This is a genomic window from Marinomonas epiphytica (assembly GCF_054780655.1).
The window spans coordinates 64,061-78,972 of sequence record NZ_BAAGVX010000036.1 but is presented as its reverse complement, the minus strand read 5'-3'; the positions used below and the strand labels follow the sequence as shown (position 1 = coordinate 78,972).

20 protein-coding genes are annotated in these 14,912 nt (G+C 43.7%); 12 read left to right on the top strand and 8 right to left on the bottom strand.

The window, feature by feature from the left end; genetic code table 11:
* Nucleotides 1–5: 5 nt before the first annotated feature.
* Genes ACYVGZ_RS12145 through ACYVGZ_RS12125 form a run of 5 tightly spaced genes read right to left on the bottom strand, consistent with a single transcriptional unit; the run spans nt 6 to nt 2,747 of the window.
* A complete protein-coding gene (locus tag ACYVGZ_RS12145; RefSeq protein ID WP_460755898.1) occupies nt 6–158 on the bottom strand; it encodes a hypothetical protein in 153 nt (50 codons plus the stop codon).
* Between the two features lie 14 nt (nt 159–172).
* The gene (locus tag ACYVGZ_RS12140) at nt 173–643 is read right to left on the bottom strand and encodes a hypothetical protein (protein WP_460755896.1); all 471 of its coding nucleotides are present in this window, start codon (nt 641–643) and stop codon (nt 173–175) included.
* The gene (locus tag ACYVGZ_RS12135; RefSeq protein ID WP_460755893.1) at nt 640–870 is read right to left on the bottom strand and encodes a cell division protein ZapB; all 231 of its coding nucleotides are present in this window, start codon (nt 868–870) and stop codon (nt 640–642) included. The genes ACYVGZ_RS12140 and ACYVGZ_RS12135 overlap by 4 nt, the downstream gene beginning before the upstream one ends.
* A gap of 48 nt (nt 871–918) precedes the next feature.
* On the bottom strand, nt 919–2,109 hold the full coding sequence (locus tag ACYVGZ_RS12130; RefSeq protein WP_460755891.1) for a flagellar assembly protein T N-terminal domain-containing protein: 1,191 nt from the start codon (nt 2,107–2,109) through the stop codon (nt 919–921).
* Nucleotides 2,110–2,111: 2 nt separating this feature from the next.
* Nucleotides 2,112–2,747 carry an LPP20 family lipoprotein gene (locus ACYVGZ_RS12125; RefSeq protein ID WP_460755888.1) on the bottom strand — a complete coding sequence of 212 codons (636 nt, stop codon included), beginning with the start codon at nt 2,745–2,747 and terminating at the stop codon, nt 2,112–2,114.
* 296 nt (nt 2,748–3,043) lie between these two features.
* Here ACYVGZ_RS12125 and dinB point away from each other — a divergent pair, with 296 nt between their 5' ends.
* The 8 genes from dinB to ACYVGZ_RS12085 all read left to right on the top strand — a co-directional run bounded on the left by dinB (nt 3,044) and on the right by ACYVGZ_RS12085 (nt 8,975).
* Nucleotides 3,044–4,102, top strand: coding sequence for a DNA polymerase IV (gene dinB / locus ACYVGZ_RS12120; RefSeq protein ID WP_460755885.1), 1,059 nt, complete (start codon nt 3,044–3,046; stop codon nt 4,100–4,102).
* A gap of 89 nt (nt 4,103–4,191) precedes the next feature.
* On the top strand, nt 4,192–4,863 hold the full coding sequence (locus tag ACYVGZ_RS12115; RefSeq protein ID WP_460755882.1) for an alpha/beta hydrolase: 672 nt from the start codon (nt 4,192–4,194) through the stop codon (nt 4,861–4,863).
* Nucleotides 4,864–4,882: 19 nt separating this feature from the next.
* On the top strand, nt 4,883–5,701 hold the full coding sequence (locus ACYVGZ_RS12110) for an inositol monophosphatase family protein (protein ID WP_460755879.1): 819 nt from the start codon (nt 4,883–4,885) through the stop codon (nt 5,699–5,701).
* A gap of 15 nt (nt 5,702–5,716) precedes the next feature.
* Entirely contained in the window at nt 5,717–6,175 is a 459-nt protein-coding gene (locus ACYVGZ_RS12105) for a DUF2489 domain-containing protein (RefSeq protein ID WP_460755877.1), read from the top strand.
* 56 nt (nt 6,176–6,231) lie between these two features.
* Nucleotides 6,232–6,546 carry a hypothetical protein gene (locus ACYVGZ_RS12100; RefSeq protein WP_460755874.1) on the top strand — a complete coding sequence of 105 codons (315 nt, stop codon included), beginning with the start codon at nt 6,232–6,234 and terminating at the stop codon, nt 6,544–6,546.
* A 29-nt stretch (nt 6,547–6,575) separates the two neighbouring features.
* Nucleotides 6,576–7,406 (top strand): mechanosensitive ion channel family protein, encoded by an 831-nt coding sequence (locus ACYVGZ_RS12095; RefSeq protein WP_460755871.1) that lies wholly within the window; start codon nt 6,576–6,578, stop codon nt 7,404–7,406.
* A 161-nt stretch (nt 7,407–7,567) separates the two neighbouring features.
* Nucleotides 7,568–8,056, top strand: a complete 489-nt coding sequence (gene greB, locus ACYVGZ_RS12090) for a transcription elongation factor GreB (RefSeq protein WP_460755869.1) — start codon at nt 7,568–7,570, stop codon at nt 8,054–8,056.
* 55 nt (nt 8,057–8,111) lie between these two features.
* The gene (locus tag ACYVGZ_RS12085) at nt 8,112–8,975 is read left to right on the top strand and encodes a DUF72 domain-containing protein (RefSeq protein WP_460755866.1); all 864 of its coding nucleotides are present in this window, start codon (nt 8,112–8,114) and stop codon (nt 8,973–8,975) included.
* Here the strand turns inward: ACYVGZ_RS12085 and ACYVGZ_RS12080 are convergent.
* The 3 genes from ACYVGZ_RS12080 to ACYVGZ_RS12070 all read right to left on the bottom strand — a co-directional run bounded on the left by ACYVGZ_RS12080 (nt 8,972) and on the right by ACYVGZ_RS12070 (nt 11,629).
* A complete protein-coding gene (locus tag ACYVGZ_RS12080; protein WP_460755864.1) occupies nt 8,972–9,520 on the bottom strand; it encodes an NUDIX hydrolase in 549 nt (182 codons plus the stop codon). The genes ACYVGZ_RS12085 and ACYVGZ_RS12080 overlap by 4 nt on opposite strands.
* Before the next feature lie 14 nt (nt 9,521–9,534).
* Nucleotides 9,535–10,791 (bottom strand): HlyC/CorC family transporter, encoded by a 1,257-nt coding sequence (locus tag ACYVGZ_RS12075; protein WP_460755861.1) that lies wholly within the window; start codon nt 10,789–10,791, stop codon nt 9,535–9,537.
* A gap of 70 nt (nt 10,792–10,861) precedes the next feature.
* Entirely contained in the window at nt 10,862–11,629 is a 768-nt protein-coding gene (locus tag ACYVGZ_RS12070; RefSeq protein ID WP_460755858.1) for a cytochrome C assembly family protein, read from the bottom strand.
* Nucleotides 11,630–11,758: 129 nt separating this feature from the next.
* On the opposite strand from ACYVGZ_RS12070, the gene ffh reads away from it, so the two are divergent.
* From ffh to trmD, 4 genes are all read left to right on the top strand, one after another.
* Nucleotides 11,759–13,144 (top strand): signal recognition particle protein, encoded by a 1,386-nt coding sequence (ffh, locus tag ACYVGZ_RS12065; RefSeq protein WP_460755856.1) that lies wholly within the window; start codon nt 11,759–11,761, stop codon nt 13,142–13,144.
* Between the two features lie 177 nt (nt 13,145–13,321).
* Nucleotides 13,322–13,570, top strand: coding sequence for a 30S ribosomal protein S16 (gene rpsP / locus ACYVGZ_RS12060; protein ID WP_460755853.1), 249 nt, complete (start codon nt 13,322–13,324; stop codon nt 13,568–13,570).
* 15 nt (nt 13,571–13,585) lie between these two features.
* On the top strand, nt 13,586–14,131 hold the full coding sequence (gene rimM, locus ACYVGZ_RS12055) for a ribosome maturation factor RimM (RefSeq protein ID WP_460755850.1): 546 nt from the start codon (nt 13,586–13,588) through the stop codon (nt 14,129–14,131).
* A gap of 22 nt (nt 14,132–14,153) precedes the next feature.
* Nucleotides 14,154–14,906, top strand: a complete 753-nt coding sequence (trmD, locus tag ACYVGZ_RS12050) for a tRNA (guanosine(37)-N1)-methyltransferase TrmD (RefSeq protein WP_460755848.1) — start codon at nt 14,154–14,156, stop codon at nt 14,904–14,906.
* Nucleotides 14,907–14,912 lie beyond the last annotated feature (6 nt).

Here is a 14,912-nt window from a genome sequence, read left to right as displayed (position 1 = left end):
TCTCTTTATAAAGGCGTTAAAAGGACGCTAGGTTTAGTGTCTATGCCTAGCATCTCACGTTTTTGTTCGTCATTAGGAAGAACTAAAGAGACTTGATGGGTGTTTTGCCACCAGATAAATATAAGTGAAATAGCCACACCAGCAGCAAGCATTGACATAAGTTTCATGATCTCTAGAAAGTTAAACCTGCACCCACCATGAAGTGTTTGTCGTAGGTATCGCTTTGACTGTTCAGTATTTTAATAAATACGTCCATTCGAGTGGCGTCAGAAGTGGCAATACGAAAACCTGCTTCTGGGTAATAGGTCGTTTCATCAAGAAATGACACGCCACCCCCAATGTAAGACCACATAGGGATGCCCGCGATTACCTGAAAGGCCGGTGTTGAGCTGTAAAAACGTGCACCCAAAGTAACTGCGCTTTCAAACTTCTCGCCAATAACAAATGAAAAACCGCCGTATGCAGAAATATTGGAAGGTGAGGTGAACTCCATTAAGGTGTTCACAATGGAAGTGACGTTGTTTCCTTCCGTAGTCGTAGGTCGTGCTGCGGTAGACTCAAAAGTGACTAAGCTGGCAATTTGGTTCTCAGCATAGGAGTTGACGCTAAAAAGGGTCAAAACGGCTAAAATTAGGGCTCTCATGAATTGTTATCCAATTGGTTAAGGCGCTCAAGCATTTTGTTAAGAGAAGATTCCCAGTTAGTTTGCTGCTCGCTAGTTTGCTGAAGCTGGCTGTTTAGTTCAGTTTTTTCTTCGCTTAACTCGTAATTTTGCATTTCCAGTTCTGAAATGCGCTTACGTAGCGTTCCAATCTCTTCTACTGCTTCGTTAATGCGCTGTTCTAAATGGTGTAGTAATTCGTTGTTCATGTGTACATCCTAATAAAAAGCCAAATGTTCTGGCACTGTGTTAATTATTTACCAAGCGATCACAACATCTCTTTGTTGGACGTTGAGTATTTTTGCATCGACAGCAAGTTCGCCAATAGAAAAGTTTGGCTGAACTTGCTTTATTGTAACACTGATATTGGCGTTGTTCAGCTGGGTTTGTGCAGTTTGTAACCGATCAAAGACCTCGTAGCGACGATAAACGTTAAACTTGTCACCCTGCTTGATGCCTGCAAGAGACCCAGCATCAATATGGATGCGGTTGTTTTCGATGCGAAAAACGTTGGCCATAAAGGGTTGGCAGCGTAGCTTTTCACTGGTGTCTAAAGCACTTTTCTTAATCGCTTGCTCAACTACTTTACCATAATGGGTAGACCAAAATCGTGCCGTGCCAAAGCCAACTCTAGCATGGTCAGAAATGTCCCAATTGCCGCTTTCGTTATACCTTTCTTGAAATAATAATTCACCACTAAAGCTATCGTATAGGTATATGTCGACCACAAATTTCCTTTCTTTACTGTCAAGGGGGACAGCTTCGGCGTCTTTGTCGTCAGGAGACCTTAAATAAACAGGGCTAATGTCTCGTATCACGCCACTAATAAGATACTGAACGCCTAGCTTTTCTCCGGCTAAGGTAATGTTGCTTAGGGAGCCGTCGAAGTTGTTGCTAGTCGGTGAATTAATAAGATCAGGATAGAGCGCAAAATTAGTTGCACTTAACGCGCGTAAGAAGCCGCGCTGATTAATCTCGTCGGCTAAGCTTTTGGGGAGTTCTCGTGCTATGTTGCTTAGCTCGCCTAAACGGGCTTGTTGAGGGGCTTGTAAGTCAAACCCCGTAATCCCGACGGCTTTTTTGTAATAATGTGTGTGTCCAGTGCTGCACTGAGAGTCAGCGGTTACTTCAACGCGAGCAATAACGGTTAAGATATCGCCATTACGTTGCTCTGAAACCACACGGGCTTTTTGTACGTGGCCTGCACTGCGGATTTCTACGCTAGATTCAAGCTCGCCATTAATCAGACTGTCTTTTACGCTGACGCGGGAGCTAGATTCAAGAACGGCTTGTTTGATGGCCTGTTCCGTTGCACGATAGCGTGCATCTACTAGGTCATCATTATAGATCACGGCTTCACCTACAGCCTCAACACTGGCGGCCCATGACCCTACCGATAATAAGGCAAATACGCTGATGCATATTGCCTGTTTAAGAAACTGACGCATTATTATTCAATAGTATAAAAGTTGGTCGTGGGGGTTGAGTTACTTTGTACGTTGACTGCTTGATAGCCTGGTTGAACTTGGCAGTTAGGGTTGTTACTGATGTTTTGTGGTGAGCTTACACACTGACGGAAGTTTTCTTGTAGGGCCATTTCAACTACGGTTTCAATGGTGCCATCTTCGTGCTCTCTTTGTGAGACCACCTTGGCGCCGACTAGGTAGGCATCGACATAAGTTCTTAATTCATCGTGTTGAAGAACCAAGTTGTTTAAGGAACTGGAACCGTCAATTTTTAAACCGTAAACTCTTTCTGATAAATTTCTGTACGCATCCAGTGTTGAGCTTCGTAAAGTCATAATGCGAGCTTGGGATTTGGAAAAACGTTTGCTGGTGATCATGGCTGCAAAGCCTGTAGCATTTACGACTATAGGTTCTTGCTTAATCACGGCGATCGTATTGTTGGCGTTCAGTGCCCCCTGATTCTGATTTGTCGCAGTGCTTCCTCCTGTGGTATTGCCATTACAAGGAGCAACACTGGTACAGGTGCCAGTGGTTTGGCCTTGCTGAGTGGTGGCGGTTTGGCAACCCGCTAAAACAAGCCCAGTAAAAGCAAGCAGTGAAAAACGTTTTATCAATGTCATGATGGCATCCTGAATAGCAATCCGTATATTAAGGCTCATTTTAAGCCTTAGAAAGTCAATAAGATAAGCCACTAACCGCTTAATTTGGATGACCCTCTAATCTAATAGAGAAAATGTAAACTATTTTGTTGGTGAGCGTCCATGTTTGCAGGCGTAAAAGTGGTATTTTTATGTGTTTTTATTGAAAAAATAGCTTTTTTTCGCGGATGTTGCTTTTTTGTGGTTAGTTTGTACTGGGCAAGATGAATGTTAATTTTATATACTGTTTATTTATACAGTTTTATTTCTGGTGTGCCATGCAGGCGAATCGAAAAATTATTCATATAGATGCCGATTGTTTTTTTGCTGCAATAGAAATGCGTGATGACCCAAGTTTGCGAGATATCCCTATTGCTATTGGAGGCCCTGCTGAGCGTCGTGGGGTCTTGGCGACTGCTAATTATGTTGCTAGGCAATATGGTGTGCGTTCCGCCATGGCAACAGCACATGCAAAGCGTTTATGTCCTGAGTTAAAAATTCTGAATGGCAATATGGCCAAATACAGAGAAGCTTCTCAGTTAATGCACGAGGTTTTTCGAGAATACACAGATATTATTGAGCCACTGTCTCTCGATGAAGCCTATTTGGATGTCAGTCAATGTGAGCAGTTACAAGGCAGTGCTACCTTGATTGCCCAAGCGATACGAGAGAAGGTTTTCCAACGTGTTGGTATTACCGTTTCAGCTGGTGTGGCTACCAATAAATTTTTAGCAAAGGTCGCAAGTGATTGGCAAAAGCCAGACGGTTTAACCGTGGTTTCTCCTGCTAAACAGACTGATTTTGTGGCTAAAGTGCCGGTTAAAAGTATTTCTGGGATTGGTAAAGTGGCCCAAGAAAAGCTTGCTAAACTCAATGTGTTTAGTTGTGAAGATTTACAAAAAGTGGATTTTACTACCCTACAGAAACAATTTGGCAGTATGGCTTTTCGCCTATCTCAATATGCTTTGGGAGTCGATGAAAGGCCAGTGCAGACCTCCCGCCAGCGTAAAAGCATCTCAGTTGAACATACTTTTGATAAAGATATCTCAGATTTGTCGGGCTGCGTTTTGGTGCTACCAAGGCTGATTGCTGACTTGAATAAAAGGATGCAAGGTAAGTCTTACGAAAATCAATTAAAAAAGTATTATTTAAAAATTAAGTTTCATGATTTCACTCAAACGACCATTGAAAAACCCATTCATTCAAAACTGTCTGATAAGGTTTTCACCGAATTGTTAGTTACCGCATACGAAAGGCAGGCCAAACCCGTTCGCCTGATTGGTGTGGGCTATCGACTTAACCCACCTGCCCCCCAACAACTGTGTCTGTCATTTTGACTTGAAAAAAACTTTTCGAAAAGACTTAAACTGGCTTTGGGCGTGTTAACCTATTAAGTGTTTTAAGTTTTCTTTGTGGAGTGTGTTACATGGCGTCTTTATTGCCTTCTGTTGTAGTGGAAACAGGTGAGCATCCAAATGCTGCCGTTATTTGGCTACATGGTTTAGGGTCTGATGGGCATGATTTTGAATCCATTGTTCCTGCTTTGGCTCTTGATCCAGAATTGTCTGTTCGTTTTGTTTTTCCCCATGCTCCTATGCGCCCTGTGACGATTAACGGGGGGATGCCCATGCGAGCTTGGTACGATATTTTTGAAATGACACTAGAGCGTAAAGTCGACATGGCGAACATTGAGGAGTCGCGTCAGCAAATAAACGCTTTAGTTGAAGAACAAATTGCTCAAGGTATGAACCCTGAGTCTATCGTTTTGGCTGGTTTCTCTCAGGGCGGTGTGATTGCTTATCAAACCGCTTTAAAGTCTCAGCGCAAATTTGCTGGTGTCATGGCCCTGTCTACCTACTTAGTAGGAGCAGATCAATTGCCAGGGGCAAGTGAATCTGTGAATGGTGATACATGCTTTTTGATCCATCATGGCAGCCAGGATCCAGTTGTTGCGCCAAGTTTGGCGGTGCAGGCACAACAGGTACTTGAGTCGAAAGGGTATCAGGTCGCAAGCCAAACATATGCTATGCCCCATTCTGTTTGCCCTGAGCAAATTGTTGATATATCACATTGGTTAAACGAGCGTTTAGCAAGTTAATTGGGGTAAACGGCATTATATGAATGAAGAATATGTACATTGGCTGGCTCATGCGAAAGAGCTCGCTTTACACGCTGGGCAGATGATCAAAAAGGCCCGTCAAGAAGCGGGTTTTCAGCGTGATTACAAAGCTGGGCACGAGTTAGTGACCACGACAGATCTAGCGGTCGATCTCTTTATATGTGAGCAAATTAGGCGCAGATTTCCTAGTCATGAAATTCTTTCGGAAGAGTCTTCGCCTACTATGGCGTGGCAGGACACTGCTGAGCAAACGCCGGTTTGGGTAATAGACCCGATTGATGGAACGGTAAACTTTGCACATGGTCATGCCCACGTTGCTGTATCGATTGGTATTTATCTGGCAGGACAGCGAGTTGTAGGAGTGGTGTACGCGCCTTTCTTAGATGAGTGTTATACCGCTATAAAGGGTCAGGGAGCATTTTGTAACGATAAAGTCATCCAGGTTACAAATAATACCGTATTACGTCATGCATTAGTTGCAACAGGTTTTCCCTACGTGAAAGACGGATTGCCTTCCCTCTTAGAAAAAGTGTCTAAGATTTTGCAGAACTGTCAGGATATCCGCAGGGCGGGATCCGCGGCCTTGGATCTGTGTTGGGTGGCGTCAGGGCGATTAGATGCCTACTTTGAGTCCGTAAAACCTTGGGATATGGCTGCGGGCACGCTAATAGCGGAAGAAGCCGGCGCGACAGTAGGGCATTATGGAGAGTCTTCTCAGCGTTGGCCAGACGTTGTAAATGGGGATTCTCTGTTAGTCGCAACGCCACACTTGTTTGCACAAATTAAAAATCTTGTCCAAGAAAACGAATCAAATTAGTTATTAAGGTGTGTTATGTCTATTACCACGTTTTTGGTGTTTCTGGTGGTGTCACTATTGGTGATAGCGGTTTCAATTTGGTTTATTGTTCGCCAAATTAAGCTTAATAAAGCGCGAGCGCAAAAGATTAAGCAGGGAGAGGAGCGCGTGCGAGAAGAGCGTAATAAGCGTATCGACAGTATTAGAGTGCTACTTAAAGCCGCTGATTCTGAAGAAATGAACTGGATCGAAGCGAGCATTCGTATCAAAAACCTATTGGATCAATTAGGTGTAGATCTATCTGAAAAGGGCAACATTTCTGTGTTCTATCAAATTGAAGAACTGACTCAGCATATTCCCACTCATGATCAATGGAAAGCCTTGCCAATTACAGCGCGAGCTAAGTTTCTCAAGGAAATGGATGGTTATGAGGAAAAATATAAAAATCAGTTGTTAGAAGCCCGTACAGAGTTATTATCCTACGATTTTGTCTGATGTTATTAGAGCTGCTCATTTCAATTGTATTATTTTTTGTATTGCTAGTGGGGCTAATGTTATTTTATGTACGGCATAAGTCTAAAATACCTTACTATCAGTTTAGCGAAAAAGATTGTGTAAGCCTTTTACATAGGGCGGTTGAAGGGTCTTTGTTAGAGCGTGATTGGCATGTGTTTATTGGCATGAGCATTCGAGATAACAAAGATTTAGAATCTTTACGAGAAACCTGTATATTTATTGATGATTCTTATGTAAAAAGAACTCGATTATTAAATGGCCAGCAATACATGGTTTTTAATAAAAATGGGGTTCTACTATTGGAAACTCTGTTAGACGAGTGGCGCCATAAAGTGCTTTATGAAGCTTAAAACTATAGATAAACGAGGGGAAAATAAATATGGATGATGTACAAGACTTATTTGACCAAGGTTCACAATGGCTGCCAATCATTACTGATAGCCTAATAAACCTTGCAATTGGCTTGGTAATCTTTTTTGTTGGTAAATTTTTAGCAACCAAGGTATCAGCTTGGTGCGAACGTCGCATGCTAAAGTCGAACGTTGATAAAGCCGTGGCGGGGTTCACTTCAAGCATTCTGTATGCCTTGATGTTCGCAGGCATAGTGCTTATGGCTCTGGGTCAAGTTGGTGTTGAAACGACTTCCTTTATTGCTATTTTAGGCGCTGCAGGCTTAGCGGTAGGTTTGGCGCTACAAGGCTCATTGTCTAACTTTGCTTCAGGGGTGCTGATTATTATTTTACGCCCATTCAAGAGCGGAGACTTCATCGATGCTGCTGGTCAAATGGGTACAGTAGATCGTATTGAGCTGTTTTGTACCTTCCTAAAAACGCCTGATAATCGTGTGGTTATTGTTCCTAACTCAGCTATCACAGGGGGTTCTATTGTTAACTTCTCCCGTGAGCAAACTCGCCGAGTGGATTTAGTGGTTGGTATTAGCTACGACGCTGACATCCGAACTGCGAAACAAGTTCTAGAAGAGATTGTTCAGGCTGATGAGCGTATTCTAAAAGAACCTGAGTGTACTATTGCGGTATCAGAGTTAGCAGATAGTTCTGTCAACTTTGTTGTACGCCCTTGGGTTAACGCGGCAGACTACTGGACAGTTCGTGCTGACGTATTAGAAAAAGTGAAATACGCATTTGATGAGCGCGGCATTGGCATTCCATACCCTCAAATGGACGTGCATGTTCACAAAGAAGAGTCTTAATTCGTTAAGATAATTCCTTTGAAGAGAATGCCACCTAAGCACTATGGTTGTTTAGGTGGCATTTTTTTAGCTGGGGGAAACCTGCTGTGCTATGAAATTCCTCTTCTGGAATTTAAAATAAAGGCATTAGATTATTGCATAAGTTTTTAGGAAACAGAGTAATGCGAAGAAAGCTCATCACCCCAGAAGGCCATAAAAAGCTCAAAGATGAAGTGGATTACTTATGGCGTAAAGAGCGGCCAGAAATAACAAAAATAGTGACCTGGGCGGCTGGCCTAGGAGATCGTTCAGAGAATGCTGACTACCAATATAATAAACGAAAACTTCGTGAAATAGATCGCAGAGTGCGTTTTTTGCGAAAACTGCTCGACGGCATTGAGATCGTAGAATACCACCCTCAACAGGAAGGTAAGGTGTTCTTTGGGGCGTGGGTAACGCTTGAAGATGACGACGAAACAAGGCGTCAATTTAGAATTGTAGGGTCAGAAGAGATTTACGGTAACGATGACTATATCTCGATCGATTCACCTATGGCGAAAGCTTGCCTTGGGAAGCAGGTAGATGATGATATTAGGGTTAAAACGCCTACTGGAGATAAGGTATGGTATATTTTAGAGATTGAATATAAACCCCATTCCGTGGCCTCTTAAATAACATGATTTGCTGGATTGTGTGTTTGAAAGAGTGCATCAAACGAGCTCTAACATGAGTATTCATTACGGTATGGCTCAATGGCAGCACCCTGCTTGGGTGGGTTGGTTGTATCCAAATCAAGTGCCTAGTGCTGAGCGCTTGGCTTATTATGCGCAGTACTTTAGTTGTGTTGAGGTGGGTTCAACCTTTTATACCAAGGTTGACGCTGCTCAATTGCAACGCTGGTATGATTCTGTTCCTGAACGTTTTCGTTTTTCTTTTAAAGTGCCGCAAACGATTAGTCATCGGCTGTTTGATCGCCCGTGGCCGCAAATCGAGCAAGAGTGGCAAGAGTTTATGGATAGTTTGGCGGGGTTAACCGATAAGCTTGGTCCAACTATGCTGCAGTTGCCGAGTGCTTGTGATGAGCGCTCTTTAGGTAAAATTTTGGTTTTATGTGATCAATGGCGCTTAGTCAGCCCTTTATCTATTGAAGTGCGTCATTTGAACTTTTTTGATAAGGGTGACGTTGAAACCGACTTGTTATCTAACATGGCTGAACGCAACGTAAACCGAGTGGTGATGGATTCGCGTCCTGTGTTTTCAACGTCAGCCTATAATGAGAGTTTGCAAGATGCTCAGCAGAAAAAGCCCCGAGTACCTTGTCATCCCGTAGCAACAGGGAGTCACCCTGTTGTGCGCTTTATCGGTCACCCAGATCTTGAACGGAATCAGGTGTGGCTTGAGCAGTGGGCGAGAAAGCTAGTTCAGTGGCATGGACAAGGGTTAGAGCCCAGTGTTTTTGTGCATTCCTCAGATAACATAGCAGCACCGAGTTTAGCGGCGAGTCTGGACGCGTTGGTGGCGAAATTAGCGCCCAACTACCAGCCAGCCTTGCAGCTACCAGATGTTCAAGAACAAATAGGGCTACTTTAGTTTGAAGCCAGCTGGTTCACGTAAATCGTGTCTTCGTGATACTGAATTTGGCCTTTTGCTATATCTTCTAGATAGAACTTCAACGTTTTACTAACGCTGCTGAAGGCAATTTCATCCCAAGGAATTTCTGTCAGCTCAAATAAGGCGACTTCAGAGCTTTCCTCCGTGGCGTGGAAATCTTTATTAGGGAGCTGGGCAAGGTAAAAAATATGTACCTGGTTAATATGTGGGATACTGATCATGCTAAAGAGTTGTTGGCAAATGGCCCGTGAACCGCATTCCTCTAGGGTTTCTCTAAGGGCGCCTTCGCTAGTGGTCTCTTGGTTTTCCATGAAGCCTGCGGGTAGTGTCCAATAGCCTAATCTAGGTTCAATGTTGCGTTTGCAGAGTAATACTTTGCCTTGATGAATCGGTAGGGTGCCGGTAATCATGCGCGGGTTATCATACTCTATGTGTTGGCAGCTTGGACAAACCGCTCGTTCTCGGTTGTCACCTTGCGGGATCTTCATTTCGACAACATGACCACAATTACGGCAAAATCTCATGGGATCCCTTTTTCTTAGTGTGAGAGTTGTAGCTTGGCGTATTTTACTACTTTGTCTTCAATTTCAAGAATTTCGATTAGGTAGTTTTCCACTTTTAAGCTGATTGGGTGTTCTGGAATAAACTCAAGGGTTTCTATGATTAAACCATTGAGCGTTTTGGGGCCATCTGTTGGCAGATGCCAATCCAGTGCTTTGTTTATTTCACGAATATGGGTGGTGCCATCAATACGGAAGCTGCCGTCTTCAAGTACTTGAATCTCTTCTTCTTCGTCTTGAGTGGGAGGGGTGAACTCCCCGACAATTTCTTCAAGAATATCTTCCATGGCAGCAATGCCTTGCACATCACCATATTCGTCAACCACAACTCCCATTTGGCGGTGCTCTTTTTGAAAATTCAAAAGCGCTGTATTCAATGGTGTTGTTTCCGGGATGAAATAAGGTTCAACCGTTGCTTTTAACAGCGCGGCTTTACTTGGTGTTTCTTCACGTAAAAATAAAGCCGCGTGACGGGCGTGTAAGATGCCGATGACTTTGTTTATCTCGCCGTTATATACCGGCATGCGTGTATGTCGACTTTCACAAATTTGCTCGATGATCTCTTCAATCGAGTCTTCTATGTCGATGCCGATTACTTCGTTTCTTGGAATCATGATGTCTTCGACGGTCACATTTTCCAGATCTAAAATAGACAAAAGCATCTCTTGGTGGGCCGCAGGGATTAAGTCGCTAGCTTCGTTAACGACCGCACGCAGTTCTTCACTGCTTAGTTTGTCTTGCCCACCTTGAGTGGCATTAACACCAATCAGACGCAATAAACCATTGGATATGCCGTTTACTAACCATACTAGGGGGTATAACACTTTGAGTAATACGCCAAGCACCCAAGAGGCAGGGAAGGCAATACGTTCAGGGTGAATGGCTGCTAATGTTTTGGGGGTCACTTCTGCAAAAATAAGCACAATGAGTGTAAGGGCCGCTGTGGCAATGGCTACCCCTGCGTCTCCCCATAAGCGAACTGCGATAATGGTGGCAATGGCCGAAGCCAAAATGTTCACGAAATTATTGCCAATGAGTATAACGCCAATCAGTCGATCTGGTCGTTTGAGTAAGTTCTCGACACGTGCCGCGGAACGGTTTTTGTTTTTAACAAGGTGCTTTAAGCGATACTTGTTAATCGACAACATGCCAGTTTCAGAGCTAGAGAAAAAAGCAGAAAGAAGAATTAGACAGCAAAGTATTCCGCCTAGAATACTTAAGGGGACATCGTTCAAGAAGGGATCGCCTCAGTTATGTAGATAAGTGGATTATTAGTGCTTCTGAACTGGCTGTCAAATGTGTTTTTCATGGGAAAATAAATTGCAAAACAATTTTAGTGCCGAAGTAGCCTAACATCAGCAAGATAAAGCCCCCAAGAGTGATCTTAACGGCAAGTTGCGCGCGCCAGCCAGCGGAGTGTCTGCCGTATAGTAAACCGGCAAATACAAACCAAGAAGCAATAGTGAATACGGTTTTATGGACTAGGTGTTGGGCAAACATGTCTTCTATAAAATAAAAGCCTGTGCCAATTGTAATGGTCAAGAGTATGAAGGCCGCCCAAATGAATTCAAACATGAGTTTTTCGAGCACCTGAAGAGGTGGCACTCTTAACAATTGTCTTAGTCTGTGGTGTTTGAGCTGGTAGTCTTGAATATAGAGTAAAATACCGACTCCACACGCTGCAGTGAATAAACTGTACGCCGCTGAAGCGATTAAGATATGAATGCTGGTGCCTACGGATGGGCTATGAAGCTTGGCTAACTGCCAGGGCTGAAGTGCATTAAGGATCACAATGATGGCCGCTAATACCATTGCCGTACCGAGCAATAAGGATAAGTCTTTATTGCGATTACTGAACCACAGCATAGAGTTGCCAATTACTGCGATAAGCAAACCTATGGTTAGGAAATCAAAACCATCACGTTCCAATAACATTTGAATTAATGTCGAGGTGTGTAAGGTAACCGCCACTGCACCTAGGAAATGAGTGAATTTCCAAGTTGGTCGATAAAAATAAGCCAATGCTGAGGCTAAACAGGCTAAACAAGTCAGCCAAAGTGTTAATTGAATCATGAAACTGTCTGTTCCGCAGGGTAAAGGTATAGGGTGGCAAACATTTATCCGTTATAATAGGGGTAATTTCATTTTGGATAAACCGTGTACAAAGGTTTTTCCACCTAGATACCAATATTTGAGGGCAATATGTTCGACAATTTATCGAATCGCTTAACTTCCTCCCTTGATCGTATTCGAGGTCGAGCTAAATTAACCGAAGACAATATTAAAGACGTACTACGTGAAGTGCGTATGGCGTTATTAGAAGCGGATGTTGCGCTTCCTGTTGTAAAAGACTTTATTGCGGCTGTAAAAGAGCGTGCTATCGGCACAGAAGTTTCTAAAAGTTTAAGTCCAGGTCAGGTCTTCCTTAAAATAGTGAAGCAAGAACTTGAGAAGGTCATGGGGGAAGCCAATGATGAGCTTAACCTCAGAGCGGCGCGTCCTGCGGTGATCTTATTGGCGGGTTTGCAGGGGGCGGGTAAAACGACTTCTGCTGCTAAGCTCGCAAAATACTTAAAAGAGCGTCAGAAAAAGTCTGTGTCTGTGGTCAGTGCCGATGTGTATCGTCCGGCCGCGATCAAACAGCTTGAAACACTGGCGGGTGAAATTGGTGTGGATTTTATACCCAGCGATATTTCACAAAAACCAATTGATATTGCTAACAATGCCATCGATTATGCCAAAAAAGCTCACAAAGATGTATTGATTGTCGATACGGCAGGACGTTTGGCGATTGATGACGACATGATGGCTGAAATTAAAGCCTTACACGGTGCGATTACCCCAATCGAAACCCTATTTGTTGTCGATGCCATGACCGGGCAAGATGCTGCCAATACTGCGAAAGCGTTTGGCGATGTGCTGCCATTAACTGGTGTGGTGCTTACCAAAACAGATGGTGATGCTCGTGGTGGTGCTGCTTTATCTGTGCGTCATATTACCGGCAAGCCGATCAAATTTTTAGGTGTTGGGGAGAAAACGGAAGCATTAGAGCCATTCCACCCAGATCGTTTAGCCTCGCGCATACTAGGTATGGGGGACATGTTATCCCTCATCGAGCAAGCCGAGCAAAAAGTTGATAAAGAGAAGGCTGAAAAATTAGCCGGCAAGCTGAAAAAAGGCAAAGGCTTTGATCTTGAAGATTTCAAAGAGCAGCTTCAGCAAATGAAAAACATGGGTGGTATGAGTTCCATGTTAGATAAATTGCCTGGTATGGGGCAATTGGGCAATATTCAAGATCAAGTGGACGATAAAATGTTCGTGCAAATGGAAGCTCTGATCAACTCAATGACGGTGAAAGAACGCCGTAATCCGGATGTGATAAATGGTTCCCGTAAAAAGCGTATTTCTGCCGGTGCGGGTTTGCAAATACAAGACCTAAACCGACTGCTAAAACAGCATAAGCAAATGCAGAAGATGATGAAGAAATTTAGCTCAAAAGGCGGTATGAAAAAGATGATGCGTGGCCTAGGAGGCATGATGCCGGGCGGTGGTGGCTTCCCAGGTGGTGGTGGCTTTCCTAAAATGTAGGTGTATCTCATTGTTTTAAATGAGAGAAGCATAAAAAATGTAAAAATATATGAAAGGGCGAGCAAATCGCCCTTTTGTTTTTCTGGTGAATCGACTAGAATATGCCGCCTTCTTGTAGTATGAGTCAAAAATCGACTCGGCAAGAGGTGTTTCGTTAAGCAATAAGGAACCAATCATATGGTAACTATTCGTCTTTCTCGTGGAGGCTCTAAAAAGCGTCCTTTTTATCACTTGAACGTGGCTGATAGCCGTCGTGCACGTGATGGTCGCTACATTGAGCGTTTGGGTTTCTTTAACCCAGTTGCTCGTGGTCAAGAAGAACGTCTACGCATCGATCTAGATCGCGTAAACCATTGGGTTAGCCAAGGCGCTCAACTTTCTGACCGTGCTGCTCAGCTTGTAAAAGAAGCTAGCAAAAACGCTTAATACTGAGGTAATGCTATGTCTGCACTAAAACAAGCGGCTGCTCCAGAGCAAGCTCTTGTCGTTGGACGCATTACATCAGTCTACGGTGTTAAGGGGTGGGTGAAGTTATATTCGCACACTGACCCAATGCCTGGTATTTTCGAATACAAGCATTGGTGGCTGAAAACCTCTAAAGGGTGGAAGGTCGTAGAACTTAGCCAAGGACGCTTACAAGGGCGTGGTTTGGTTGCTTCAATTAAAGGCTATAACGACAGAGATCAAGTTAAAGAGATTTGTGGTTTAGATATTTATATTGATGCAAAAGATCTACCAACGCTAGACGACGGTGATTATTACTGGAGTCAGTTGGAAGGTTTAAGGGTGACAACCAAAGAGGGTGTTCTCTTAGGTAAGGTTTCTCAGCTTATGGAAACCGGTGCGAATGATGTCATTGTTGTCCGTGCGTGTGAAGGTAGCTTTGATCGTGAAGAACGCTTGATTCCATATGTGCCAGGTAGCTATGTTTTAAATGTAGATTTAGAACAGCAGCAAATGGTAGTCGATTGGGATCCAGAATTTTAACTGTTAAAGCTGAGGTCGCAATGTGAAGGTCAGCGTTATATCGCTCTTTCCGGAGATGTTTCAAGCCATTACCCAATATGGGGTAACGGGGCGAGCCATCAAATCAGGGTTGGTAACGGTGGATTTTGTTAATCCTCGTGACTTTACTCATGATCGACATAAAACTGTAGATGACCGACCTTATGGTGGTGGTCCTGGGATGTTGATGAAAGTTCAACCTCTCAAAGATGCTATTGCTAGTGCCAAGCAATTGGTACCCGATGCAAAAGTTATTTATCTGTCCCCTCAAGGGCGTACGCTGTCACAGAGCAGTGTGCAACAGCTTGCTAAAGAAGCAGAAATTATTCTGGTAGCAGGCCGTTATGAAGGCGTTGATGAACGATTGATTCAATCTGAGATTGATGAAGAAGTTTCAATTGGCGACTTTGTCCTAAGTGGTGGTGAGTTACCAGCCATGGTGCTGATGGATACTGTTTTTAGGATGGTTCCTGGTGTATTAGGAAAGCAAGCGTCAGCAGAAGAAGACTCTTTTGCCGATGGATTGCTCGACTGCCCACACTATACTCGCCCAGAAGTGCTTGACGGTATAAGCGTACCGCCAGTCTTACTTAGTGGCAACCATGAGGAGATTAGACGCTGGCGCTTAAAGCAAAAGCTCGGAAGAACTTGGCTACGCCGGCCAGACCTTCTGCATGAACTTGAGTTGGACAAGGAGCAGCAGAAGTTGTTAAAAGAGTTTATTCGCGAAACTGAAGATTCAACCTCGGCAGAGTAAGAATTG